Here is a 26,299-nt window from a genome sequence, read left to right on the forward strand (position 1 = left end):
CCTGGGTGGGAGGGCTCATGTCAATATTGGACTATATCCGCAATTTCGCGGGTAATGATCTCGGTCGCATAGTGAGTGCGAACGCGTGCGATGGCGAGGTAATTGGTCTCCATCCGCGCGGATTTTGCGACCGCGTGTTAGCGGCGGCATACGCGAATGCTCCGAGCGATCCCGATAAGACCGATCCTAGAGAGTTTATCCGGCTCATTGCGGATCTTGCGATCAATGACCCGAGTTTTCGCGGGCAAGCCGTTTTGGGTGCGGGGTGTAGTATCGACACCGATCGCGCCGAGGTGATGCTGCCAATTGGTGTGTTGGAGGGCTTCGCAAGTAGCGACGATGTAACAAGATTCGCAAGGTTGACGGGCCAGATGCCCGACTTCAAGAATCCTCGCTGGATCGAGATGCTGAGTGGCATTCCAAGCAATGAGCGATATTTTCGTCTGAAGCCGGGCCGCACGCTGGGCACAAGTTTTATTTGGTTTAGTTCAAAGCGCAGTCTGGATCGCGCCTCGCAGGCTGCGAAGCGCAACGGTGTGAAGCCAGATGAGGTAGCTAACTATCTCCGCGACCTGCTCGGCTTGGTGCACCGAGAGCCAACTTCTCCGCCGCTTTATCTAGTCGTCTACAGTTTTCCTGCATCGGTGGTTGAGAAGGCGGTACACTTCCGCCCCACGTTCGTGGAGGCAGGAAGCCATAGGAGATTCGCCGCGCGCCCTCGCGGTAGAGGTGCTCCTCGGCGGAACGATTGGGGCAAAACTGTCGATCTTGCTAGATTGGAGTTAGGCGGAGTTCTAGCTGCCGGTCTTAGAGAGCGTATCTGTTGTCCAATAAATCGTTCGATGTTTGAAGATGACGAAAATATTAGATTTCGCGTCGTCGGCCAGGTGACCCGATCAAATAAGTTCACTGATCGCGAATTTTCTTTGGCTTTGGCGGACGGAAGAAGTGATGACGAGCTAACAAAGACTCTCGGGAATACGCTGTGAAGGTTGAGCGCGCCGACATAGAGCCTTTGAACTCCTGGTCCGACCGGCAATTCGGGGACTGGCTTAGAGGAAGCCTGCACGACTATTTTATAGCTAACCGAGGGCGTTTCGCGTTCGCGCCGCTTCATACATTTTTCGGTGAAGATTACGACGTCACCGAGGAAGTAATGTCAGTGTTCGCATTGCTCACTGAACAAGCGAAGGGACGCTTCAAGGCGGGCCTGTCTATCGCTCTATCCGAAACAGAATTGATTCAGGAGACTGTTGTCGACGCCATCCTAAATTTGGCACGTCGGACCGACGCCACCCATCTGCTTAGGATATTCTCAGGAAAGGTGCTCAAGGATTGGCAAAACCAGCCGTCGCTTAATACTGAAATCGACAATGCGATCTTTTGGACGATTGGCGTCCTCGCAAGGTACGCTGGCGAAAGCTCTCTGACAGACGAAAGTGTTAATTGCCTCGAAACAATGGCACGATCGGGAAAGATGCCGAAAGACTATGTGTTGCCACTTTTCAAACTGCTTTGTGAGATCCGTCCGACCGCTCCAGTCGAGAATCTAAACTCTTTCTGGTATCAGTTAAATTGCCACTTCGGCGAAGCGCCGGACTCGGGCTCGCTCAAAAAGCTCATGAGTGAGCACGAAGAGCTCGTCGAAAGCGTTTATGCCGCCAGTGGGCGCGAAGGCCTGCTTCGGACGGTCGTCGCTCGGCTCCACAGGCCTGAAGCGCCTTATGCTTACAGTTGGTGGCAGGAGGCCGCTGTGAGATTTCTCTGGCGTCGGCATATAGAGTTGCCAGGAGATGCGGAGGTGGTCCCCGATCCTGACAACGAAGTCGCGCCATTTCCGGCAATTGAGGAAACGGGATCAGTTGAGCCATCGCCGTGGATGGTACATCTCCGCCAAAACTTGCCCGACGCCTACTCCGCCATCCGAGGATTCGGATCTCAAAGGGAGAAGGTAAGCGAATGGTAGCTGAGAGCGAGCTTGTCTCCCGTACGCGAGATGCGGCAATTCAGCTGCGCTACATGCTCCCCTGGCTGGAGGATCGCAGATTTGAAGGCGCTGGCGGACGCATCATTTATGCCGTCGACGCCGACGTATTTCATGCCTATGGAGCTCCTCACGAGGGGGCAAACATAGAGTTAGGTAAAGTTTTCTTCGACGATGATCCAGATCTCAGTGCAGCACTCACCCAAAGGCTCGCAGATCATATTTTCTTTAGAGTCTCTCCCGAGAAGCCTTTGCTGATACCGCCGCCTATCGAACAAGACGTCGCGTCCATATTAAATGGCCTTGTAGGCAAGTTTGGCGCAGACCCTCCGGCCATCGACCTCAACGTTGGTGAATTGCAGGTCAACGTCGAAAAGCTAAATCAGGTTGGAATAGTGGGTGCAGATTCCAACGTGATCTACGAGCTTGTTCTCCGCTTGTTATATCTCCGGACTGGTGCGGCAGCGACCTACCGCGCGCTCGCCCGGTTGATTAGTCTTGATCGCATTGCGGGGCCGGAGGTTTTCGCAGAGACCGATAAGGGTTCGGAATCGCTTAGGAGGGTGCTGCGGCCCTTTGAAAGTCTCCCTGACATTTACGACCATATCTCGCTGCGAGATCAGTGGTCGGAGAGGCTTACGGCTCACCAAGATCTTGGCGCTCGAAGACGCGCGAACAGAACGAGAGACGCGGATTGCCTTGCAAGGCTTGAAATCTGGAATCGCAGGCTCGAAATATCGAACATCAAAATACTGTACATTACCGCAACGCCCTCGATCCATGAAGTGAACTTGCGATACGAGCCGCCTATCTCATTCATCAGGCATCCGAGATACTTCTTGGCAAGCGAAGCGGTGTTTCGTGATCTGCATCCGATCGATCTTCCGACAACCGAGAGTGCCTTTTTTGGTTGGCTGTATACATTCGTAGGTAATATTTCGGACGGCGAGCGCTTCGAAGATAAGCGCCCCTCCAAGCTCAATAAATCGTTTGTGGACGCCGTCCTGAGGACGGAAGAATTACGGCCCGGGTCGTCCGACGAAATTAAGAATGGTTGGGCGAAGTTCACACGCGAGTTTCGTGAGGCGTATCGTCCGCCGCATGAAATTCAGGCTCGATTTATCGAGGAGTTGGGCCAATTAGCGAACGGAATACAGACGTTAAGAGAGTGGAACGCGCTTCGCGAACGTCTCGATAGCCAAATCCGCGAACTCACCACAGAGGCGTGGAACGATTGCTTTTTCGTGACCACACGTACGGGATTCACCGTCAGAAGTGAGTCTCCGCTCCATCAGGCTACGCCGGCTCGAGTAGTCGTTCCCATCTATTTCGATAGCTGGAGGAAGACTCGAAAGTTCATCCAGTCAGTCGCGAGCTGGCATGAACCGAGCGATTTCGATCAGGGGCGTTACGACGAAGGCATACTCGACGTGCTCAATGAGGATCCCACTGGATACGCGTACTACCTGGCTCATGCGGCACTCTTCTCGGGGCGAGGCGAATGGCGAACGGCGGCTGCTCTATGTGATCAAGCGATCGCAGTCGTGTCATCGAGGCGCGACGCAGAGGAGACGCAGGCCAACGGACGAGAAGCTCACTATTTGGGTGGCTTTTGCCGTCGACATACAGTGAAGCAACGTCGCGAGCTAGAGCCTCTGTACGCTTATGTGCGTCGAGCCAAGAAAATCTATGATGACGAAAGAAAGGTACGGCCGAAGTTAGATGTAATCGGAGAGCGCTTTGAGTCAGAGGAGTTGTCGATTGGCATTACCGAGCTCATGTTCGATAACTATGTTCCCGATGAACTGAGCGCTGGAAAAGAAGCCCTTGTGGCAAGGGCAGACGATCTCTTGCGACGTACGGCAGACTTAAGAAGCCGATTGAAGCGACGCATCTCCGAACTCGAGGTAAGCCCCGATGAGCTGGATAAGGAGCGTCGGTGCGAGGCAGCGAGACAGCTGTTGGGGCGCATAAATGCGAATATCATCAGCATAAATCTAAGCTTCAGAGCGCTGAAATCCGCGGATATACGTGAATTACGCGAAGCCTTCTCCGAGCTCGCCGAATACAGCCGATTGGAAGACTACGGAGGGAAGGAAATGGGCAAAAGCCTTTTCATCCGTTCGGCTCTGCTGGTGGCTGGATTGGTCCTCGGTGTAACGAGGTCGCGCAAGAGAGAGATCGAGGATCACTTCGAGAAGGCAATGGCGAACGCAATATTCCCATATGATCGCGCGCGGTTCCTCGATTGGACTAGGGTGGCTTTGTCGAAGCTCTAGTCGATGAAATGATCGGTTAATGGCGCAGCCGGTAGCGACTAAGAGGGTTAAGAATGTCTGCTCAAGGTGGGCTATACTATCCCTACATAAAATTTCGAAATGAGCAGTGGCTGAAGAGCACTCTGCTTGTTTTTCCCAAGGTCTTTCGAATGATTCCGGATAGATTCCACCCGGAAGACTCAGAGGGGGTTCGCGACCTGGAAAGCAAAGGTCTTCTTGACTACGCAGATCTGTCAACTCCAGGAGTTAGACGCGCGCTGGGTATTTTGCTGAAGAAGATTGAGCGCGACGTCGAGGCCGACCCGCGGTTCGCCGCGCGTTTTTCCAAGGCCGCTTCAGATCGCATGAAGCGGCTGACCGGCGACCCTTATGGGTATCAGCTCCATTCGTTCAAGGCGAAACAGCTCCTGGAGCAGCTCAAGGATTTAGACCTCGCATGGGCTCCAGAAATGCCGGACGGGGATCATTACCTGGAGATGCACCCGCATATTGGCGAAGGGATCATGTCAACGCTGGCCGTTGCCTGCGCGCTTGATGACGGCCTCGACATTGTTGCAGATGAGGCGCCTTTGCATGATTGCGTCGTCCGGCACGCCGAGGATGAATTGTACAGCAAACTGATAAAACGGCGTCGGCGCGACGCGTTTCACACCTTCAGTGTTGACCGGTGCAAAATCGAATTGCTGGTGTTCCAGCAATTCGATTTATCAAAGCTGACCGCGACGAACATTATAAAATTGCACAAAGAAGGAAACGAGCTTGCGCGGTTTCACGATGAGATGACCAAAGTTGCGCAATCAATTCGGGCGATGCGGGAAGAGGCGCGCTTTGAACACAGATTGAAGGAGAAGGTGGGCACGATTATTGCGGATTGGGAGAAAAGCAAGGCAAAGCCTAGGTCTTTCATCAAAGAATTCTTTGGCGGCAGCGAGAAACCTGCAGGCGATTTCTTGAAGAAGGTAGCGGAGCTGGCTGCCGGGCCGACTGTCGCCGGAGCAGCTGTTGGTGGGCTCACTACGGGCGCGCTCCTAGGCGCCGCGGCCGGCCTCGGTGTAGCCCTAGTCATTCACACGTCATCTTCTGTTCGGGCGGTCCAGAGGAATGCGCAAGACAGCCCGTATCGTGTGCTGACCTTGCTTGAGAAGTCAGGTGCTGCCTTCACGGCGGGGAGTTAGCGGCAACACCACTGTTGACGCTAACCCGTGGGTAGCCAATTACTTTCCTTAAGAGTTGTCGTTTCAAGGCGCAGCTTGAACCCAATTGACCCTCCATCCTATGCATGCCAGCGATGTTAGTTAGCCGTGGCCGATCTAACCCGTCGCTCATGCCAGATTGAAATCGATCGAGGTGATTTCCAGCAATGTGCGACTTGCCGGTCCGGGATCGTCGGTCGCAAGTTTGACGCGCAGGCGCAAGGCCGCCTGCACATCTGGCGGGACATGGGTACCGAGCAACTCCTTGTATAGCTTATCATAGACGAAGCTGGCGTAGTCCTTGGCCAATCCGCCGCCCGGGGTGATGTCCGCAGGCAGGATCGAGAAGGGCGTGACACCAGTCAGTTTCCCACTCTGCCATTTCAGGGACGCGCCGATTTCAATTTTCATCCCCGAGAGAGGCGCCTTCAAAAACAGCTCCTCGAAGAAGTGACGAAGCGCCGTATCCAGCGATTCTCCTGCGGTCATCTTGTACTCGAGACTGCCCCACATGTTTTGAGCCCAGCATACCAAGGCTGACTCGACCGAAGCGCACTCATAGATCAGGCTCGGATCGGCCGGCTTCTCGGAAATCGGCCCGAAGGACTCGTTGCGCAGCAGCTTGAGGGCAAGGCGATAGTTCCTGACCGCCTTGGTTCCGGTGAGAAACGCATTGTTTCCTGCCGCTTCCGCGGCAGCGAGGACGGTCGCGGTCTGTGATACCGGAGTCACCGTCCACGTCACCGTGATCGGGCCCTGCATGACCGACAACCCGCCCGTATCCGGGCCGGGGACTGCATTGAGAGGATCGGTCGTCTTCCGAGCCTTGATCGTAAAATGATCTTCCGGACGACCGGCGGCAAATGCAGCAAACGCGGCTGTCGGCGACAGCGTCTCGCGAAGAAAGGCGGCGAGATCGGCGACGATCTGAAGGCGGTCCGGTTCGACGACACGCTCGACGTTGTCATGCAGCAACTTGAACGCAACGAGACTGTTGAGCAACGATTGCGGCTTCCATCCCGAGGTGACGTTGAATGCGCTGAGGGCAGCCGATTGAACGGTAGCCGGTTCGTTGTAGCGAACCGTCACATGAACGACATCGTTGGCGCCCGGGTCGACGAGGCCGAAATCAAACTTCCAGCCCCAACGCGCCAGCAATGCTGCATTCTGCTGGGTAATTGGCGTTGCCGAGCCGATCGCCGGCGTGACGGTCTTCGTCGACGTAATGAACGGCTTCGCAGGGAACCTGCGATCGGCGACCGGAATGTAATCCCCGGGCCCCTTCCATTGCATCTCCTGCGGTTGAACCAGTTCAAGCCATGCACCCTGGTTGAACAGATTGTTCTGCACGGGCGGGCCGTCCTCGAGCGGGAGTTGCACGTGGTGCAGCCGCGCCTTGACGATGTCGAGTTTCGGCACGTTGCTGGCATCGCGGGTTCCTGGCGGCAGGTCGTACAGCAGCGTGACCTTGCGGCTTCCCCCGCCGAGAAGCACGTTGGACAGCACGGGAGGAGACGCTGTCGAGCCTGCCGCGAACGTTGCCGTGACGCTGCCCTCGAATATCAGGATGCTGCCGCTGCCCGCTTTCGTCAGCGGCAATTGCAGGATCGAATCCACATTGTAGAACGCAGCCATGTCGGCGAGGAAGGCATCCCTCGCGATCCGGACCACGTTCTCGGGTTCGAGATCGTCGGGAGTCTGGTGCAACGGCACGAGATAGCCGGGTCCGCCGTCGCCGCGAAAACTGCTGAGCGCAAGCGCGATCTGTTCCCGTTCGGCAAGCAGCTTCCTCGCCGCATCCGCATTTTTCTTGGCGGTCATGACGGCCAGACTGATGCTTTCCTGCTCGATGAAGCGGAAGGCGATGCGGCCTAGGTCGTCGAGATCTTGGTCGGTGACCGAGAGGGGAACGATCGGATGCTTGTTCCAGCAATCCGGGCCACTTGTCGTGCAGCTTGCATTGAAGTCGGGCACGGTGAACGTTTCGGCGCCCAGCTTGTTGCTGAGCGGCCGCGCGGTGGCGAACGACCAGGCGGAATATGCCGCCGAACTGGGAGTTTTCGGAAAGAAGTCCTGAGGAACGAACCACAATTGGTGAAGGTTCAGGCGATCGCGCAGGAAGCCGACTTGCGCCTTCATCGGGCTTGCGAGACTGGCCTGGAATGCGCTCGCGATGACACGAAATTCCTCGTCCGCCCGGTCGGTTGCCGCGGGCCCGGGCTGCGGCGCGGCGGTTGCCGCCTGCAACGTGATCCGGCTTTTCGTCCAGGTGATCTGATCGCCGATCGGCACAGCCAGCGATTGATCGGACGGCAGTTCGGTGGCCGTCGGCAGGTAGTCCGCCTTCGTTCGGGTAATTTTCAGCTCGGGTTTGAACTCGACGACTTCGGTAACCGAACCGGTGCACTGAACGGCAGCCAGGGGGATGACTGCGGTCGGAAGCTTCTTCGGACCGGTGTTGGCATCTTCCTTGTTGAGCCAGTCGGTGATCTGGGTCGCAAGCTTCGCGGCGTTGAGCTGATACTCGGCAATCAGCGGCTTCGCCGTGAAGCTGACGGCAACATCCGCCTTGGCGCCCTGAAGCTGCGTGCGAACAAGCTCGAGCCTTTGCCGACGCGCCTTCTTGTCATCACGAGTATTCGGACCCGGCTCGAGATAGCGGTATTGCATTTCCAGATAGACGTACGGCTTACCGCCCTGCAGGCCGCAATAGATCGCAAATCGGATACCCGGCCATTCGGAAGGATTGATAAGTGCGTCGGTATAGAACAGCCGACGGCGGAACGCGGGCGCGGCTGCGGCTTCAAAACGATTGCCGAACACGTCGCGGAAGCCAGGGCTAAATACGATCTGGCTACGAAGCGGGTCGGCGATGCGGACATAGGGTGACTCGGTTTTCGGATCGTAGCACGTCAGTGTCGAACGGTAGTGACGCAGGACCGAATCGCCCGCCGCGAAGCTTGTGACGGACATCGCCCGGATCTCGTGTGGCGCGAGCAGCCGCATGGCCGCCGCATTGCCCGTGTGCAGATGCTGATCGGACGTGTCATCCGCCGTGGCAGCGCTCTTGCGATCGAACAATTCGCCCGGCAGCGGCTGTGTCGGCGAGATTGCGACGACCGTGTCCGCGGAATACAGCCCGACCTGCGTGCCCGTGCCGTCGACGGCGGAATAATCGACAAGGCTGATGGTGCCGAAACCGAACCTGTCCTCATCGGTGTCCTTGGCCGCCGGCTCGCTCCGCGTCCATCCGAACGCCACGTTGCCGGGCGGCACCGCCGGGATGACCTGAATGTGGTCGTGGCCATGGAAACGAACGGAATCCGCGATCGAGGTTCCGGATACGAGCGCCATCGCGTTGGCGGCTCGCGGCAGCAACAGGCCGTCGGCGTTGTCGGGGTCGGGCGTGGCCTTGAGCGTGATGCTGAGCACGAGCGACTCGGCATTGGCGATGGTTGTGGCCGCCCGGAGAAAGTAGCCGCCGGAGTTTGTGATGCTGATCATCTGCAACAAGGTGACGGCATCACGGTTCTGCGCTGCGCTGCCGTCGGATATGGCGACATAAGGCAGCGTAGCGGGTGCAACTGCGGTCGCCATGATGCCGCTGCCGGAGCGCGCTTCCCGGGTCAGATTGGTTCGGATGATCGTCCAATCACTGATCGGCGATGGTGCGGCCTTCGGCGGTTCGACTGCCAATGAAATGGCTTCGATTTCGGGCGGATTGGGATCGGCTTTTGCGGCCAGGTAATCATCGAGCAGGCCGAGCCGGTCGAGGAAATAACGGTCGCCCTGCGGAACGCCCTGGATCTCGAATATCTGCATTCCCGCGGGAAGATCTGGAGTCGGCGGCGGCTGTTTCAGCTTGAAACGAAGCATGATTGCCGGCTGCCACTTAGAACGGGGAATGGGCTGCCACTCCTTCCGGACTCCGTCGAAGGTTTGGAGGGAGACGAAATTGTCGACGTCGGCCTTGACTTCGCCGAGCGCCGCCGCAGGCAACTTCACCACGTCAAGGTTGGCCGGTACTGCGATGGAAATCTTGTCTTCATCAGGCACGGGGTTCGGCATGGAGTAGGAGCGCTGGCTGAAGACCCATGTCGGGATCGCGTCATCCGCGCTCAGCGTCAGGTACCTGGCCTTGTCGGTACCGATGGCCTTCTGCATCAGGTCCTGACTCTTGCTGGCATCCGACTGGCTGATCAGAACCCTCGCCGTCGAAGCGGACGACGTGAACTCGAAGTTCATCGGGCCGCTCGCAGGCAAGTCGACCTGTATCTGCTGCGCAGCGGCGACGGTTGCCGGCCTGGTGTGCCCGGCATTGTCGGTGACGCGGCTGCCGTGAAGCCAGGTCCGGGAGAGATCGCGGGCAATGCGGTCCAGACGGGTCTTGGGTTCATTTGCCATTGGTCGTTCCTTCGGACTTCAGAGGGGGGCAAGCATCTTCTGCCAGAGCTCGGACCACTTCAGCGATTTGCGTGGATCCTGCGCCGGCAGCGAGGCGTTGGGTTCGACTGTTCCGTCCGCGTGGAGGAAATAGCCGTCGTCCCGGATCAGTTGCTGGATTTCCGGAATCGTGCCGGCAATCAGGTGCCGGCAGAAATCGGAAAATGCCGCATCGGTTGCGGACATCGACGCTCCGTGGGCGGACACGACCGCGGAAGTGCCCTCGGTCGGGGCGGGGGTGCCGCCGACCGGGACGTATTTGAAGGTGACGCCGGGCCACAGCGGGATGGTCGCGAACGACTCCGTCGAACCGCTGGTCAGCTCGGTGAGTTGTGCGGCAAACTGCTTTGTCGTGACGTCGAGCGCGACGGCCGGGAATCCATCCCAGAACGTTGTCTTGGGATCCCGCATCTGGTCCACAATTCCATTCACCTGTCCCAGGGTCAGTTGATAGGCGTCGGCGGCTGCCGGGTCGGGGCCGATCGTCGCGGGCAGCAGCACCCAGCCCAGCAGGAACCGCGCAAGGTCGGCAAGTCCATGGTCCGGCCCCAGCGCAGGGAGCAGCAAGGTGCCGACCGCGCACGTCTTGGGGCTGCCCATCTGTTCGACGTCAGACGCACGGGCCATGCAAGGCAGTACGGTCGCGAAGATCGTGAGATCGCGCGTCGCTGGCCAATATCGATAGGCCGGATTCCAGGTGAATGCGGCCTCCGCCGTCAGCAACGCGTCGAAGGAGGGCGAGAACACGTCGTACGGACCCTGGTCCTTGAACTGGGTGAGGGCTTCTTCGTAGCGCCAGGTCGCGTTGAACGAAAGATGGATCGTGATGTCGACGCAACCGATGTGGATTCCGACCTCGACGGTGACCGTGAGTCCGATTTCGGCAAAGATGATGATGGGAAGGTCGACGATGCGATGTTGGCCGGCGGGATTTTTGGCCAGCACGCGTCGAATCTCGAAGCCAACTTCGACATAGGCCAGGATATGCGCCGAAGCCCTTATGATCGCGAAATTGACGGTGGCCCTGATGTCGACCATCAGGCCGACATAGCCCTTCACGGCATACAGCGTCGGATGGAACAGGTCGTTGCCGGGGCGATAGGCAATCGCTCCCTCGACGCCGCCGAAGATGGTTACCGACGCTTCGGCTTCGAGAATTCCAATGGTGAAGCTGCGACCGATTCCGACCCGCGCGGCGAAGCCGAGGCGCAGCGTCCGCAGCTCGTTCAGCTTCGTGCTGTCGGGCGGCGAGTAGCCGTAGCCCCCCTCGAACTGCAGCAGGTCTGCGGCGGCAGCCGATGTGATGCCGTAGTAGAATCCGCCTGAGCCGAGGAAGATCGCTATTTCGACCTGGCAACTGCGCGAGAAGTCGTTGTTCCACGGGAAGCCGAAGTCGAAGAGGAAGCCGCCATCGGTGTGAATCTCGATGCGGAAGACCGGCAGCCGAACGGTCGCGACACCGATCTGGAATTGCCGCAGCGGACCGGGCAGGGCGTATTCGATCGAGAAGATGCCGAGCTGGCTGTTGACGCGCCGGTACATCACGTCGAGTTCGCCGAGCGCCGGAATCTCGATTGCGATGCCATAGAGAGTGGGGTCGGAAATCGCGAGCTGGACGTTCAGTTCACCGCTGTAGCGTCCCACGATGCTCCAGTTGTCACTGGAGGCAGAGGCCTGGGACGCGAGGCTGCAAATTTGGTTATCGCTGCTACCGACGTCGTTCAGTGTGTCCTCAAAGTTCTTGACGACACCTTTGATATCTTTTGGCTCCTTTGCGCTGGCGGTCGGCAATTTGAGACGGTAACCGCCGCCGACATACCAGGGGTCGTTCTTGACGCCGAATGCCCAGCTCGGCTTCCGTCCCGATGCTATCGGGACGAAGAAGGCAAACGACGTGTCGGCATCGGGCCATTTGTGGCCGAGCATGACGATTCGTGCCTTGACGGCCTGGATGGCAAACGTCAGCAGATTGTGGCTTCCGTCGTAGCAGGGCACCAGGTTGAGCTTTTCAGCCTGCAGGCGGATGAATTGCTGGATACCGATGTCGATGCCCTTGCCTTCCCGGCTGGGAAACTGGATGCCGAAGGCGAGGCCCTTGCTGGAGCCGCCGCCCCAGCCGAGCAACATCGGAAACTTCATGCCGCGCAAGTCGCCGGCGAGGTTGCCGAACGAGCCAAAATCGAGCTCCATCAGGAAGCCGAAATGGAATTTCGTGCCGAGGCCGCCGAAGTTGATCGGCGCGAAATGCAGGTCATTGAGATCGAGCACCTGACCCAGGGCGATGCTCATGCCCTTCAGCTTGACGGGCAGGAACGACAGCAGACCCTTGAGGCCGCTGAGGTTGAAGTCGATATCGACGGACATGCCACTCGGCTTGAAGCGGAATTTGAAGTCCGGGTTATCCCCCTTCTTGAAGCTGTATTCGAAGCCGAACGAGGACAAGCGGATCAGCTTGACGCTGAAGATCGGCAGGTTGGCGATCTTCTCGCTGAGCTGGAGCTCGCCGTCGATGCCGATGAACGCAGTCAGCTGGTCATTATCGCTGGATACGACGCCGAGCTGTGCCCGCGTGATCGTCAGCTGCTTCAGATAGGAGGCATCGGGAAATTTGATGACGAACTTGTTGGGACTGATGAGACTGAAAACATCTTCGGTGCCGCGGCGCTCGTAATGGCCGTCGAGTTCCAGCGAATAGAGCCCGTCAGCGCCCAGGCCGTCCAGACCGTCCCAGAACAGATGGTCGAACTTGATGAACAGCTTTGCCTTGAAATCGGCGATCTGACTGTTCTCGAACACGATCTGAAGGGAGTCGACGATGAACCGGTACTGCCGGTCGGGATCATGTGTTGCGCCCGGCTCGACGTCGTCCTTTGTGGGAACATCTGGCTCGGTGCCAACCTCTGTCTTGTCATACCTGATCATGCCGAAGACGGAGCCAGGCCGTTTCGGATCAGCCTTCAGGTCGGCGGCAGTGGCCTGAAGCGCGTTGAGTCCGAAATAGGGCGCCTTCAACTCCACTTTCGTCGCGCCAGGTTTTTTAGCCAACCCTGGCCGCAACGCCTTGATGAGGCCAGGCTCGTCATCCAAGGGGAAGTCGAGCACCAGCACCCCCTGCCAGTTTTCGTCGGTCCAGACATCATGCAGCCGCTTTAAATGCGGGGGGACCGGCTGGCCTTTCGGGAATGGAGTCCATTTGTCGAGATCGCTGTTGCCCTTGGGCGCCAGGTCGTGCGCGCACAGCCATACAGCGGGGTCCTTAAGCAAGTCTTCGATGCTCTGGCCCTTGTAGTACTTCACCAGGAAGGCGGCCGCCTTCAGGCTGGAGGCGGAAGCCGCCCCGTCGTGGATAGCAAATTCAAAATCGCGTGCGTTGAGCGTCAGCGAAGGCGTGACGACCTTGAGCGCATCCGGCGATGGATTGCGAAGCACCGCGAAAAGCTGACTGGCCTTCAGCCCTTGCTGGACGTCGAGATAGAGTTGGGCTGCCGCGTTGTTAATGTTGAGGACGAAGTCGGGCCTCTCTGTCTTGCTGTCCGGATTGCCGAAATAGAGCTGCTGATAGTTGCCGTCGGGGCCCACCCTTGCGAGGATCCCCTGCGGCGTAACTGCGAACGTCGGAGCCGCATCGAAAGCCGTCAGGGGTGAAGGCGGGGGCGGCGAATTCTTGCGGCGATACGGCGCGAGATGGGTCGTTTCATGCCTTTGCAGCCGGTCGTAGTCTCCGCTCGTGTGCCCGGCGTGGGGGAACACCGGCAGGGCGTCCTTTGCGAGGCCGTATCGCTGCCGCCGTCGCCGCAGATGCTCGGGAGTCGCGACGGCCGCTTCGAACAGCGGGGCCTCGGACGACTGCGAGTGAAGCTCAACCGCAACTGCCGTTGGATTCCCCTCCTTCATGAACTTGACATGCGACGTCACCACGGACCCGTCCTTGCCGTGGGCGAGGAATTCGCGGGCGTTCGAAGGCAGTGCGGCTTCGTTCGGCAAGAAGGCAGGGCCGCTGACGAATTCGATATGCGTGACGTCGCTTGCCGCGCCGAGGTTGAGGAACTCGCTCGTTGCGCCACCGGCGACGAAATCCCGGCGCGAAATATTGAGATCGGATGCCAGCGCGAAGGGGGCAGGCGATGGGGCTGCACTTTTCAACTCGAACCGCCCCTCCGGATGGAAGACCATCGCCCCGCTCGGGTGCATGTCCTTGCTGCCATCGATCATGTCGCGGAGGAAGCCGATCCTCGCCACTGCGTTGTCGGTTGCCTTCATCAGAAAGCGGTCGCCGGCGGCCCCGAAGAAGGTCGAATGGAGGTCGGCATCGCCGAATATGAGCCTGGAATTGAGACCGCCCGCATCGAGCCATCCCGGTGTGTTGACACCGTCCCTGGGATCCAGGTGCACGCCGCAAACCGCGCTGGCAGCGCCTTTTACCTCGTGGATGATTCCGGATTGCCAGGCTTCGCATGTCACCGGGTCATCGCCGGGTGCGGGAAGAGCCGTTGGCTCCGCGACATAGGCTACCCGGGTGCGCTGATATGGATGTGTGCCGGCGGTCGTAAGATTCCAGGGGATGTTCATCCCGATCGAGCCCGCAGTGAATTTGCTGCCGGGATCGAGCGATACGACGAGTTCGACGCTCGGGGTGTTCACGCCGTCGACGCTCCATTTGGCGCCGGACGCGGCAAGCTTCAGCGTCAGGTCTTCACTCGCGGACGCGCTGATGGTGAAGTTGTCCAGGCTAGTCGGAATGGTGCCGGTTTCCAGGCGAAGCGACACCTCGCCTACCTTCAGAAGTGTGCGCGAACCGGGACTGGAATCGGGAAACCGGGCGTTGAAGGGGCCTCCGCTGAATGACTTGTCGCGCCAATAGACGAGCTTTCCCCAGCACTGGCCGACTGCGCCCGACGTCACCAGCAAATCGAGCGCTGTCGTGATCGTTGCCGGATCGAATAGCTGACAAAACAGGATTGAGCGCTGAGCGGGACGGCCCGAGGCTCCGCTCCACGCAGCGAGCATCGGTGCAAGCGAAGCATAGGTATCGGGTGGATTGGCCGCAGACGCAAAAATAAACAGATGATGTCTTGGAGCGCCGTTCCGGGCGTAAGCGAAAATGCCGTTCTTAGCGTAACATTTCTGATATTGAGATGACATGAAGATCGTCTCCCTCAAGCACAATGGCTTGATCCAAAATATCGCTCATGGTCGTGAAAAAACGAACGCGCACCCGCTGCTGAACTGACCCGTCCTGCCTCCAGGGCGAAGCTCTCCAGAGATCCAGCAGGGCGCCCGAACCCGGCGCGGCTTCCACATTGGCGCGGGTGCCAAGGGACGGGCCCAACGCCTGTCCCACGGTTGAGAAATGGAGGATGCCGTCTTCAACGAGGCGTCCGTCAATGCTGAAGCGATTTCTCAGTTCTACAAATGCTTTTCCGGCGAACAGCCCGTGTAGATACTTGCCGCAGCGAGGATTATGTCCCTGAGGGTTGCCGCTTGCAGTATCGAGCATTCTCTTCCATTCGTCCGCGACGGCACTACGGTCCGCCACGTTGCAAGCCAGAATGACGAACTGCCGTGTAAGCGAGAGGAATTCATCCTGAGTGTCGGCGGTGGGCACCCGGCTGTCAGTTTCCGCCCGGGCAATTTCACTGCTGGTGTCCGGCTTGATGTAATAGCTTGGCGCAAGCAGGAACAGATGTGGCGGCGCCTTGCGCGCCCTGTCAGGACAGGGGAGGCGGTCATTATTCAGGTCGACGATTGTCAGGAGCCTTGGATTGTGCAGATCGAACAGATTGTAGACCGGCATTACCCAGTTGCTGAACAGCGTCTTGAACGTCTCGGGAAAGGGCAGCGTCGCGGTGTCGCCGGGATCGATGCCAAATTCGCGCGTTTCACGAATTCTGCAGTTCGGTGTCGGAAACAGTCGCAAGCCGGCATCGGATACAATCTGCAGCCGCGTCGTCCCGCCCGACGTAATGCGGCTGTAACTCGTACCGAGGAGAGGTGTTGAGCTTGTGCCGGGGTAGAAGTTCTGATTTCCCCAGGTAATGGCGAGCTGCTGTCGCGGGAAAATCTGCGTAGCCAGCATATTTCCGCCGCCCTTCGATTTGAGGGATACGGGCGGTGGAGGATTGAGATAGCTGGCCGCGAAGCGTGCGAAGGTCGCGTCCTTCAGCACGTGATTCCTCCAGAAGTCACGCAAGCTCAGCGCGGACTCGTTCGAGAAGCAGTCGATCGACCAGCAACTGCTCTGCGCATAGAGCCACGACAGATAAGCAGCCTGGAGCCCTCGAAACTGCTCCCAGTCGAGCCGATGGATCTGCGCCATCGATGCTGCGTCGATGTCGACCACCAGATTCTGATCCAATCGCGCGGTTCTGATTTCGACGGCCTGATCGATTTCGGTGGCCGGCAGTCGGACGAATGTTCCGTTCTGGAACCAGGTGTTGGGACGGAAAAAGCCGGGGACATCGACATGAAGCGGCGTGCGTGACACCCTGACCGTGGGCAATGACGGGAACGCGAAGGCAACTCTGACGCCGCTCGGGTCCTGCCCGGCGCCAAGAGACCTGCCGTCTGCCGTGATCCAACCCGGCGGCACCACATCGAACTGGCTCACACTATCCGCGAACGACGTCACCGCGGGAACGTCGGAGCCCGTCGACACACAACCGGCCGCGAGCGACACCAATAAAATAGCTGCCGAAAATTGCGTTACCCTTATCATCGACAAATACACTCAAACTCAAAAAGTTATTCGCTAGGCTACCTCGAATGGACGCCGCGACTGCGAACTCGGTCTCGACGCGCATCCGGACAAGCATCTGCGCGGCATCGCGCTCGTTGGGTATTCGTCGATCGGAAGCTTTAGAACGGGTATGACTGGATCAAGTGACAAGCCATCGCGTGGATCGGATACGCTCGCGATCCTAGCCTCGATGGGCTGGTCAGCGCCCATGTACGGCCTGTCGGTGGCCCTCAGTGGGCCAATAAACTGAACTGGGAACCCGGAACTACCGATCCGATCAAAACCAAAGGTTGACATGGTTGCCCCCGCACCGGCTACAACTTAAGCATGAACAGCCTGCGCCCACAAGGGCAAGACTAGGGGCATCGTCCGATCGGAAGGGACGGCAGGAATTCAATTCAGAGGGTACAGGGAGGTATGATGAAAGGTACCGAAAAACGTGAGTCCGCAGGGAGCGGGATCCAACGTTTCGATGCCAAAGCGTTCGAAAGCAAGGCTATGTCGAGAGCCAAGCATTTCGAAATGATTGCTGAGGTTTTGGAGGATGGAGATCATTACGTGCTGAACCCCGATCCGTGTAGGGGAGTGCGGATGTACCGGATCAAAAAGACGGAAGTCGAGATATTGAGCGGCGCTTTCCCTATATATTGCGATGTCGGAGGGGAAAGGCCAGTACGGCGTTTGCGCATCCTTTCAAATGCCAACTGCTTTGGCTTCGAACACGGCCCAGCAGCTCTGCTGCTATTGCCAAACGCAAGTTCCGAGGCGCTCGAGCTAACCACGGCCACTCTAAGAGCCGACGTCGTTCTCGGACCGGAGGGCCCGGGGACGCTCACCTACGGCGCAAAATCTGTTCAATGTCGGGGCAGGAAGGGCTACGACTACGTCAAAGACATTACGAACAACGGGGTGGAAGATGTAGATAAATTCAAAAGGCGATGGAGCGATCAGTACAAAGTCTGGATGCCCTGGGCTGTCTTGATCGATGGTGCGCGGGGAGTGTTTATTCACGAGTTTCCGCTGGACATTCAATCCGCTGGGTGCATCCATCTCGGGACCGAGGATGCCCAGGACTTTTACAATTGGATCACTGGAAAGGTTCGCATCACGATCAGCTTTCCTTGGTAGGCGACCTACACCCGTATCATGGCATGCGCTGCTGCCGCAATTTACGGCTTGGATCTGATCTCGTGGCGGAACACGACGCCGGATCGCGGTTCTACTAGACTAGGCCAGCCGTTAGTTTGAACCCTTCTTGATCGCCTTCTTTCGACCTGTCTTGCCAGTAATGACGACGACTTGCTCCGGTCTCTTCAAACGAGAAGAAGTCGGCACCTTGCCGGACTTTCCTGCGACGCGCCGCTTTGGCTTCATGCCCTGAAGTTGACGCTCATAGTCGGCCGCAACCGTCGTGGCGAGTTCCAGAAATGCGCGGAGCTTGCCAAGACGATCTTCTAAAATCTTCCGTTGGCTATCGGTTGGGTCGTCTGTCTCGCTCAAATCGTCTTCGATCATAATGATCTTCAGGAGCGGCAGTTCAACCTGCTGGCCCCCAATCTCTTCGGCAAGAGCCACCCATGGTCGGGCTTTGTCGATAGCAGCGGCTGCCGCGTTGGAGATACAGTGGCGAATAAGAATACGTGCGGAATAGTCCAAGCCTTCGGCGAGCTCGAGCCATTCCCTCGTTTCCTCGCTCTCTTTGCCATCGCTCAGGGGCGGCCGCGCGAACGGAAAATAGCGGTTCTCGAGATTCCTAGGATCGAGAGAGTCAATGGCTCGTAAAGCCGGTTCAAGCGTTTCGAACGGACGCTTGCCGTCGGGCATTTCATGCCGGTGCCGCCAGAGCGCTAGGATCGCGTCGAAGCATTTTTCGCGATTTGCAGTGTAGTGCTTGTCGGACTTGTTCTCGGCCTGCTTGATGAGTTCAGCGAGATAATGGATCATCCAACGCGAAAGCGTGTCGTTTGTCGTGCCGAGCTTCAGCTCGCTGATGAGTTTCTTGCCGAGCGCGAGAATAGCGTCAGATGGTTCGGAAACGACCATCGGCTTTGATGAGATAGACGCGCGTGCTTGGCGGGACCGGTTTGATGTCATCGGGATGCTGGCTTTCGTATCGAGAATAGCTGCGTTGCCGCTTAACTTCTACCTCAACAATCATGTCCATTCCGAAGCGTCCGAGGAGGTCTTTGACGAATTCGGTGGAAACCTGGACCCTGTCACCGCGTTCATCCTTCACGTCGTCGTCGTCCTTGTCGCGATATGTCCCCCAGGTGTCGGCCGTCATCACGATGCGCCCCGTTTGACCATGGCGCCACGCGCGATGCTCGCGGTCGGCGACAAGATCGAACGCCTCGATGACTTCCTGAGAAGGGCTTGGGGCCGGATAGCTGATGCCTCCTGCCCATGGGTCCTTCCCATCGATTCCCGTATCGTGTGATCGGTCGACGATCCAGCCTTTCAATAGAAATGCGTCGAAGGCGATTTGGCAGTCATCTTCGGCGTCGGGTATGATGTAGTCGTGGTGGTCGTCAGCACTCTGAAGCGCCCGCAATAGCGCGTCCGACTGTTGAGGCGACACGAGAGCGCTCCGGATATTGCAGATTTCTTCCAGTCGGTGAACTGCGCTGGTCCAGTAGCCCCAAAGCGCCACCACGCCACTCGACGGGAAGAGCACGCGGTCGCAGTCCTCGTAACCTGTGGTGGGGTTTGGCTCGCCGGTTGTTTCGTGGTTCTTCCACGTATGCGTGTCGAGCGGGACCGGATCCCGTCGGTCCGCCAGCCAATAGCCGTCGCGGCGCGTGAGATCGTGCCGAGAATGGAGCCAGGTGGAAAAATCCTCCTCGATGGAATCGGGACTACGATAGATGGGCATGGCAGCTAGAAGCTGCCCTGCGACGACCATCATCGCGTGGTATGAAAGATAGAAGCGAAGGTCATCCACGCTTGGATAGGAACTGTGCCTGTAGTACGAGTCTTCGTGTTTGAAGATATTGCGGCGGCTTCGTTCGTCTTCTTCCCAATTCAGCCGGCCCGAATAGCGCCAATCGGTTTCGATTACTGTGGCAGCGCGATCCTCAACGTCCTTCTCGACCAGTCCAAAACATCGCGCCAGTGGGGCGAACCAATAAGGTCCGATGTCGAAGCCGAAATAGAACCGGTCCTCATCGACGGCTGGAAGGCCTGATCCCAGAGATGGCCTGTTGGGGGCTCGTGCCTCAATCGGCGGAAAAGGCGAAAGGTTGACGTTGGACGTGGATGGTCGCAATTCGGAAGCCAGCAGTCCAGCGTCAATGAGCGCAAGCGCAGTACGCTTGGCGAACTCGCGAATCATGACGTGTGGTTCGGAACTTCGCAGATATTTTAGCACAAAGTCTGAATGAGCAGCGACTAGGTCGGGTCGCTCCTGCGCGGCCCGCGCGAGAGCGATGAACAGCCATTGCCGTGCATGAAGATGATAAAAGAACAAGCTGCTATCGGCGAATGCGCCTCCGGTCGATCCATCGGCGAAGGAAACGAGCGCCGACAGAATCGCTTGGTGTCCAACCAGGCAGACGGCACGCGCGGCATGCGTCGCTTCCCAGCGGATCGTTCTGCTTGGTGCGGCCAAGCCTCCAAAGATATATCCGGCAATCGCACTGTCGAGGTCGGTTGGCGGCAGAAGCTTGTTAGACCAAGGCCCATCGCCATCGTTGTCCTTGAGGACCATGTCGAAGAGTTGCAGCCCGTAGCCGAGCGCCTCCAATGACTCCTTTCGGGACAGCTTGCCGGCAAGCAGCCCAACCAGCGTAAAGAGCCGACCGACGCCGACGATCTCGGTTACCTCGCCAATCCCAGACAGAACGACATCGACAATGTCGCTTTCCGGTACGCGAGCGAGTTGACATGCGGTTTTCAGGGGAAGAACCTCGTAATAGCGGCCCCGCGTTATCTCCAGGCAATAGCGTCGGCTGAATGTGCGAAGAGCATTCGCGAGGGCGGCTTTTACCGCGAGAAAGCTTTTCCATGGGGCCGGCAGGGCCTCAAGAAAGCTGCGGAAATGGTACAGGCTAAATTCTGGAACGTGATTGAGCGCGCCAATGAATTCGGCCTCCTTCCCGACTGGAACACGGGAGATTGCCTGGGCAAAGAACTGGTCCTGATAAAACGGAGGCTTGGTGTCGCGAAAGCGCTGTTGGGCAGTTGAAATATCATTCGCGACGGTCAAGTCGACGTTCTTGAAAACTGCGCCCCAATCGCGCTTGACGTCATCGTCCCGTCGCGAGCTGCGAGGTTTGGGCTCGTCGTCTTCTCTTCGCTTGGTCTCCTCGCTGCGCTCTTGCAGTTCCAGACGCGCGGCCAGATCGGGAACGGTAATGCGGTGCTTGTCGAAGAGATTCTTTAGCTCGCACCATGTGTTCGCAGATTGGTCGGTCATTTGCATGTACCGGTAACTCAATTCTGCGAGAGCCTGCTTGTCGGCCAATTCCGTACAGGCGTCGAGCGCCGGTGCGAGCACACGCACCTCATTCCAGTGCGCGCGAAAGCCCATCAACGGAACGATTTTCCGTGCATCGAGGGTTTTGCGTTCGAGGAGGTGTTCTACCGCAATCGGTAAGACGCGTTCCGTCCACCCGAAACCGCGATCGCGCCAGCGGCTCAAGATGGCGAACGATGACGACGCGCAGAGGCTCGCGATGGCCTCGACTGTTCGCTCCCAATCGAAGTGCTTATCGCGATCGACATAGTCATAAGTGACTTCAGCGCAGCGCGAGAGCCGATAGGCCATCTCCGGAGCTGGCTGCGTTTGATCGGCGGCGGCTTCGGCCAGGTCAAGCAGCGCGGCCCAACGATCAATGTTCTCGTCGCCGATTTTATTGGCGACCTCGACGGCTTGATTGAAATAGGCCTCTGCTTCCGAGCGGCTTGCCATGAGCAAGGATCTTGCCAAGCTGATATACATGCTGGACTTACTATCCGCATGCGCCCTTTCATCGTTGGTCAATTGAAAGGCCTTCGCCGCGTATTGACGCGAATGGGCCGACAGCGCCGCGATACGGGCCGTGCGGCGTGCAAGACGTGCGAGCGTCGGCGTAAACAGCGGCTTCTTGAGACTGCCGATCCAGTCATTGAAGGCTTGCATCTCGCCGGTTGCGCCGGCGTGGATCAGGATTGCCAACCATACTTCCGAGATTTCGTCGGCTGTTCGCCACTCCTCCCGATGATTTATCCGTGCAGCGGTGCCGGAGTTTTTCAAGGTTTCGCTGATCGCAGTGGAGAGCGCGATCGTATGGCGCGCTGAGACCAATCGCGTGGCCCAGAGCGTATACCAAGGCAGCAGCGCCCCGACATCCTCCTTGAATTCCGATACTTCCCGCGTTTGCGAATAGGTTTCTTCTTTTTTGAGCTGGGTCCGCAGCTCCGGATGCGCGAGGTCTATGAGGTCCAGTGTTCGACCACGAAGCGCCGCACGTAAGGCGTAGGCGCGAAGGAACAGCCTGCGCGCATCACTGTAATGGGAGGCCATGCCGCGGGGAGGGGTTTTTGGTAGGTAACGCGACAGGAGCCTCGCCAGGGTTGCGGCAGAGCCAAGGGAATGACGGCGGCACGCCTCGACGAGAGCCGTGACTGCGTTCAATGCATTGTCACGCTCGCCCCAATCCTCGCCTGTTTCAAACTTGAACCTGGGTTTAAGTAGTTGGGTGAGACAGAGTTTAACCGCCGCCTTCGGCGGCGTGCGATGAACGTCACGTAGCTCTACGATGATTGCCAGCGCAAGATGAAGGTTCGTGCCTGCGGCCGTAGCCAAGTCGTCAAGGTCGGCATATCGGCCGTGGTCGACAAAGCGATGACTGAGAATGCGGCCGACGTTGAAGGCGACGGCCGGTGGTCTCCACCCCTTGAGGCTCCCTGCGCATGCGTGCGCTCCGTGGATATTGAAATACGCGGCGGCGAGTTCACCGATATCGGCATCGGTGATCTTTTCATCGCTGCGCTCATCCTGGGGCAGTCGAGACCAGTTACTGAGCCACTCCGCAGCCATGCGCAAGCGACTGCGTGCTTCACCCATTAATTCGGCATGCCCAGACATTAGGGCAGCTTCGTAGGCGTTGTGTGAGCCGACCCAGCGGGAGCCGAAAATCCTACGCGAGACAAGCTCCTGAATTCGGTCTCCTTCCATGAAGGCCGAAGCGAGATCCGTGTTCTCCTGCAAGAGCCGCCGCTGCCGCTCGTCGCCTGCCGTTTCTCCGCCCGTCTTGAGGGCAAGTTTCGCGGCATCCAGGTATCGCTTCGCTCGCAGACTTGCTTTCAGCGCGAACTGAAGGCGCTGCAACTCAACGTCGCGACGATCAAGCGGGCTCAATTCCGGAAGCGCGTCGGAAGACAGCGCGAGCGCGACCAGATCGTCGAAATGGCCCGCCTCGAGCATAAGTTGGGGCAAAGCTGCGGCAACATACGCGCTGCCTGAAGCCAGGGGCTTGATGCTCGCAATGAACGTGCCCAGCTCCGCAGGTGTCGGCTTGAATTTCTCGCGGAACCATGTCTCGGAAGGCTCGTCGAAAAATTGGATTGTCTCGCCGGTCACGATGAGTGGGCGGCGAAGGTCGTATGCAAAGCTTTTGATCGCCGAGGCCGGCACGCCCGACATGGCAGACAAGACTGAAATCGGAACCAGCGGTCGCAGAGCCGCAAGGCCGGCGCAGATGCGGTCAATCTGTACCTTGTCGATCGTGCCGCCGGCATCGCGCATTTTGGCGATGGCAGTGGACAGCAGATCGCCGATCGCTTTCTCGACCGTGGTGGGATTGGGACCAAGCCCTCTCAGGATATCCGCGAGCGGTCCGCCTGCCGCAAGGGCAAGAGATTGAACCCGAGGATTCTGGGAACTTAAGCGGTGGAATTCATCGACATCCCGCTCGCTCGCATCTGGAAAGGCATGGCGGAGATGGGCGGCAGTTTCGGTCCTGCTGAAGGCTTTGAGCTCAAGCGAGAGCACTGTTAAGGGCGAGTCGAGCATTTCGCGGCGATGCGAGCGGCACAGTGCCACCAAACGCACGCCATCGGGTATTTGCTCCTTGAGGAGATCGCGGATGAAGGAGCGCGCTTCCCCGACTTCTTCGGCCGCCATTTGTGCGTTATCGGCGGCATCGACGATGATGCAAAGAACAGCTTGCGGGTGTTCGGCCCTCAGAAGCCTAACGGCTTGTTGGAGCCGGAAGATGAACTTTTTCAGGTAATCCGAGGCTCCCGCATTGGAGGTTGGGATTAGAAGGTGACACAGACTCTGGCCAGCAAGCTCGTTGACGATTTGAACGAGGGCATCCTTATGGCGATGCCGGAAGCCGGTCGCGCTGCGGTACTGACCATTTGCGAAGCAGTCATAGAGAACGGTCGTAGAGCCTACGGGCAATCCCAGCTTGATGCGCGTTGCGAAGATCGACTTTCCGACGCCGCCCTCGGCGTGAACGATGACAGGCGTGTTCTCGGCGGCGATGATGGCGTTGACGAGAGCGGCTTCCTGTTCGCGGGGAACGGCGTCCGCCAATTGCTCGATGCGGCATGGTGCAGGATAAAGGCGGTCCTCATCTGTTTTCAGCGCCCGAAGAACGTCGAGGCGCTCGATGACAGGGTTGGAGGCGGCATCGGATAGGGCTTTGCGGGTGACAAGTTCCTTGAGCTGCGCAGGAGCGTCGACATCTGCATCCGGCAAATACTGGCTTACATCCTGAAAAAGGATGTTCCGCTGGTCCCACAGCGCGTCATGCCTTCCTTCCAGCTTAAGCAGTTGACAGAAGCCGGAGAGCTGATCGCCCTTGAGGCCAGTATATTTTTCGAGCTTGTCGAGGTCGGCCTGCTTAACAGGCAAACGCTTCGCGACGTTGTCCACGGCAACGCAAAACGCCGAGCTGATTGGCCGGTTGGAAACGAACAAGAATTCCAGGTCGGGGCGTTTTCCGTTCTTTGCCGGTGCCGCGAGAATGGCCTTGTAGCGCTTCGCGAAACCCTCAATCGTATTTTCGAGCCCGCTCGGCGGCCAGGGCTTGTTCGGCGCTTCGGTCGAGTGCTTAAGCTGGATGTAGCGAACGAGGCTCGCGCGATCGAAATTGCTGTCACCAAAATACTCGGCGACATCGATCACCTCTTCGCCGGCGGTAATCGGGCCGCTCGCAGTCTTCTCGGACGGCGAGGCGCCCTCGATGGTGACGGCCTTGAGCTCCGATTTTGGCAGGAGAAGACTAAGACAACGCCGCGCGGCCCACAGGTAATGAAACTGGTCCCCGTCGCGACTCGGCCGGACGAGATTGGTGTCGGTGGATTTCGGCTTGGTCGGCTTGCGCAAGGGATTCCCAAATGGCGATGCCGGTGCGGGTGAAGTTCGAATGATTCTGATTCGCCATCATAGTGCGAAGCCGTGTCCCGTCACGAAATGTTTTAGCTATCCAGATGATTTCACTGTAGAAAACGTAACTTCGGGCGCGTTCGGTAAGTTGCCCTGGGGCTTGCAGTCAGAAGGCACGACGATGCCGAGTTCGGCTAACGAAATCATCCGTCCAAAACTTGTTGCGCTTGATTCCTCCCATCTCAGCGGTTTCGCGGCTGACAAGGCTACATCGGACCGGACGCGCCTTGCGCGTGCCGAGGCCTTCGAACGAGCCTTTGAGGAGAGCGGCAGTGTACTTCTGCTCTGTTGGCATCACTTTCAGGAATTGCTCGCGCATGGAAGCGAAGCTGTTGTGGCAAAGCGGGTGGAATATCTTCAATCATTGCCGACGGTCGCGTCTATCGCCTCGTTTCGAAACGAAGACGTGGTCGGGACGATCGTGGATGTGCAGTCGTTCGAGGTTGCCGCCGCGCATAACGATCCTGTGGCCGACCCGCTGACAATACGCGACGACGTGGCAAAGCGCATGTTTCGGTTCACGAGCGGAGCCGATTTGGTTCGACCCTTCCTGCAAAGTTGGCGAGACGTGCGGCGGGCGTTGGCCGAGCGCGAGCCGCGAAATGGGGAGATCGTGGCGATTTCCCGATCCAAGTTTACGAACAACGGCAACGAAAAGATCGTTGATCTGCTGAAAGGCAAGGTACGAGCTCCGGACGACATCCAACGACAGTTTCAGCGCTTACACGGAACCCTTTCTACCGACATAAGGGAGCGAGGCGACAAACGCATTATCGATGCCGAGAGCTCGTCGCGTGCGTTTCTCGATGAGGTTCGGCGCCTTGGGCTCGAAGCGATAGAGGGTGATAATCCTGTGCTTGCCATTCTTAAAAGAGCTGGCGTTGATCTCGCCGAAATCGGGCCGGAAACAACGGTCGCAGATGTTGGCAATCTCGCGGTGTTCCGCAGGAAACTTGAGGTGCTGAATAGGTCCCTCAATCTGCCGTTCGAAGAACTCAAAGCACGGGTCAAGGAGGATCGTTTGCCGTCTGGCATTATCAGCACCGCTATCGCGCGCTACCATCCCGATACGCGTGAATGGGATGGCAGTGAACTAGCCGATCGTTACCTCGCCTGTCTCGCGGCGTATGCCGACGTAACCTATGTCGATAAGAGGACTCACGAAGCGTCACGTCAGGCTCGGCAAAAATCAACGACCTTCGCTTCCATCGTCGGCTACATGGAAAAATCTGGTGGATACAGCGAGATCGCCAAGCAACTATCTGCGCTATTCGCCAAACGGTAGCC

General features: G+C 58.2%; 11 protein-coding genes. 6 read left to right on the forward strand and 5 right to left on the reverse strand.

Annotated features, from left to right (window positions below; all coding sequences use genetic code 11):
* The first annotated feature begins 17 nt into the window (after positions 1 to 17).
* The 4 genes from ACQR1D_RS02545 to ACQR1D_RS02560 are packed head-to-tail and all read left to right on the forward strand — an operon-like array spanning position 18 to position 5,438.
* Positions 18 to 989 (forward strand): hypothetical protein, encoded by a 972-nt coding sequence (locus ACQR1D_RS02545; protein WP_434839944.1) that lies wholly within the window; start codon positions 18 to 20, stop codon positions 987 to 989.
* A complete protein-coding gene (locus tag ACQR1D_RS02550) occupies positions 986 to 1,966 on the forward strand; it encodes a hypothetical protein (RefSeq protein WP_434839943.1) in 981 nt (326 codons plus the stop codon). The genes ACQR1D_RS02545 and ACQR1D_RS02550 overlap by 4 nt, the downstream gene beginning before the upstream one ends.
* The gene (locus ACQR1D_RS02555) at positions 1,960 to 4,263 is read left to right on the forward strand and encodes a hypothetical protein (protein WP_434839942.1); all 2,304 of its coding nucleotides are present in this window, start codon (positions 1,960 to 1,962) and stop codon (positions 4,261 to 4,263) included. The genes ACQR1D_RS02550 and ACQR1D_RS02555 overlap by 7 nt, the downstream gene beginning before the upstream one ends.
* Before the next feature lie 53 nt (positions 4,264 to 4,316).
* Complete coding sequence (locus tag ACQR1D_RS02560; RefSeq protein WP_434839941.1) at positions 4,317 to 5,438, forward strand: hypothetical protein; 1,122 nt, start codon at positions 4,317 to 4,319, stop codon at positions 5,436 to 5,438.
* A 147-nt stretch (positions 5,439 to 5,585) separates the two neighbouring features.
* Here the strand turns inward: ACQR1D_RS02560 and ACQR1D_RS02565 are convergent, their stop codons facing one another.
* From ACQR1D_RS02565 to ACQR1D_RS02575, 3 genes are read right to left on the reverse strand one after another with little or no spacing between them, the layout of a single operon-like run.
* The gene (locus ACQR1D_RS02565) at positions 5,586 to 9,860 is read right to left on the reverse strand and encodes a hypothetical protein (RefSeq protein ID WP_434839940.1); all 4,275 of its coding nucleotides are present in this window, start codon (positions 9,858 to 9,860) and stop codon (positions 5,586 to 5,588) included.
* An 18-nt stretch (positions 9,861 to 9,878) separates the two neighbouring features.
* Positions 9,879 to 15,041 carry a hypothetical protein gene (locus tag ACQR1D_RS02570; protein ID WP_434839939.1) on the reverse strand — a complete coding sequence of 1,721 codons (5,163 nt, stop codon included), beginning with the start codon at positions 15,039 to 15,041 and terminating at the stop codon, positions 9,879 to 9,881.
* Positions 15,010 to 16,626 (reverse strand): hypothetical protein, encoded by a 1,617-nt coding sequence (locus ACQR1D_RS02575; protein WP_434839938.1) that lies wholly within the window; start codon positions 16,624 to 16,626, stop codon positions 15,010 to 15,012. Before ACQR1D_RS02575 ends, ACQR1D_RS02570 begins: the two co-directional genes overlap by 32 nt.
* Positions 16,627 to 17,055: 429 nt before the next feature.
* Here ACQR1D_RS02575 and ACQR1D_RS02580 point away from each other — a divergent pair, with 429 nt between their 5' ends.
* Complete coding sequence (locus ACQR1D_RS02580; protein WP_434839937.1) at positions 17,056 to 17,763, forward strand: L,D-transpeptidase; 708 nt, start codon at positions 17,056 to 17,058, stop codon at positions 17,761 to 17,763.
* 111 nt (positions 17,764 to 17,874) lie between these two features.
* Here the strand turns inward: ACQR1D_RS02580 and avs3b are convergent, their stop codons facing one another.
* Together avs3b and avs3a are read right to left on the reverse strand one after the other, a co-directional pair.
* Positions 17,875 to 18,678 (reverse strand): AVAST type 3 anti-phage proein Avs3b, encoded by an 804-nt coding sequence (avs3b, locus tag ACQR1D_RS02585; protein WP_434893644.1) that lies wholly within the window; start codon positions 18,676 to 18,678, stop codon positions 17,875 to 17,877.
* Positions 18,656 to 24,952 (reverse strand): AVAST type 3 anti-phage nuclease/ATPase Avs3a, encoded by a 6,297-nt coding sequence (gene avs3a, locus ACQR1D_RS02590; RefSeq protein WP_434893643.1) that lies wholly within the window; start codon positions 24,950 to 24,952, stop codon positions 18,656 to 18,658. Before avs3a ends, avs3b begins: the two co-directional genes overlap by 23 nt.
* Between avs3a and ACQR1D_RS02595 the strand changes: the two genes are divergently transcribed.
* Complete coding sequence (locus ACQR1D_RS02595) at positions 24,918 to 26,297, forward strand: hypothetical protein (RefSeq protein ID WP_434839935.1); 1,380 nt, start codon at positions 24,918 to 24,920, stop codon at positions 26,295 to 26,297. The two genes, avs3a and ACQR1D_RS02595, sit on opposite strands and share 35 nt — an antisense overlap.
* The last annotated feature ends 2 nt before the right edge of the window (positions 26,298 to 26,299 follow it).

This window comes from Bradyrhizobium sp. HKCCYLRH2047, from assembly GCF_051168175.1.
Lineage (GTDB): Bacteria > Pseudomonadota > Alphaproteobacteria > Rhizobiales > Xanthobacteraceae > Bradyrhizobium.

Coding starts and splice junctions, on each gene's coding strand:
- ACQR1D_RS02565 (WP_434839940.1), bottom strand. CDS start 9,860: ATGGCAAATGAACCCAAGACCCGTCTGGACCGCATTGCCCGCGATCTC.
- ACQR1D_RS02560 (WP_434839941.1), top strand. CDS start 4,317: ATGTCTGCTCAAGGTGGGCTATACTATCCCTACATAAAATTTCGAAAT.
- ACQR1D_RS02555 (WP_434839942.1), top strand. CDS start 1,960: ATGGTAGCTGAGAGCGAGCTTGTCTCCCGTACGCGAGATGCGGCAATT.
- ACQR1D_RS02580 (WP_434839937.1), top strand. CDS start 17,056: ATGAAAGGTACCGAAAAACGTGAGTCCGCAGGGAGCGGGATCCAACGT.
- ACQR1D_RS02545 (WP_434839944.1), top strand. CDS start 18: ATGTCAATATTGGACTATATCCGCAATTTCGCGGGTAATGATCTCGGT.
- ACQR1D_RS02570 (WP_434839939.1), bottom strand. CDS start 15,041: ATGTCATCTCAATATCAGAAATGTTACGCTAAGAACGGCATTTTCGCT.
- avs3b (WP_434893644.1), bottom strand. CDS start 18,678: ATGGTCGTTTCCGAACCATCTGACGCTATTCTCGCGCTCGGCAAGAAA.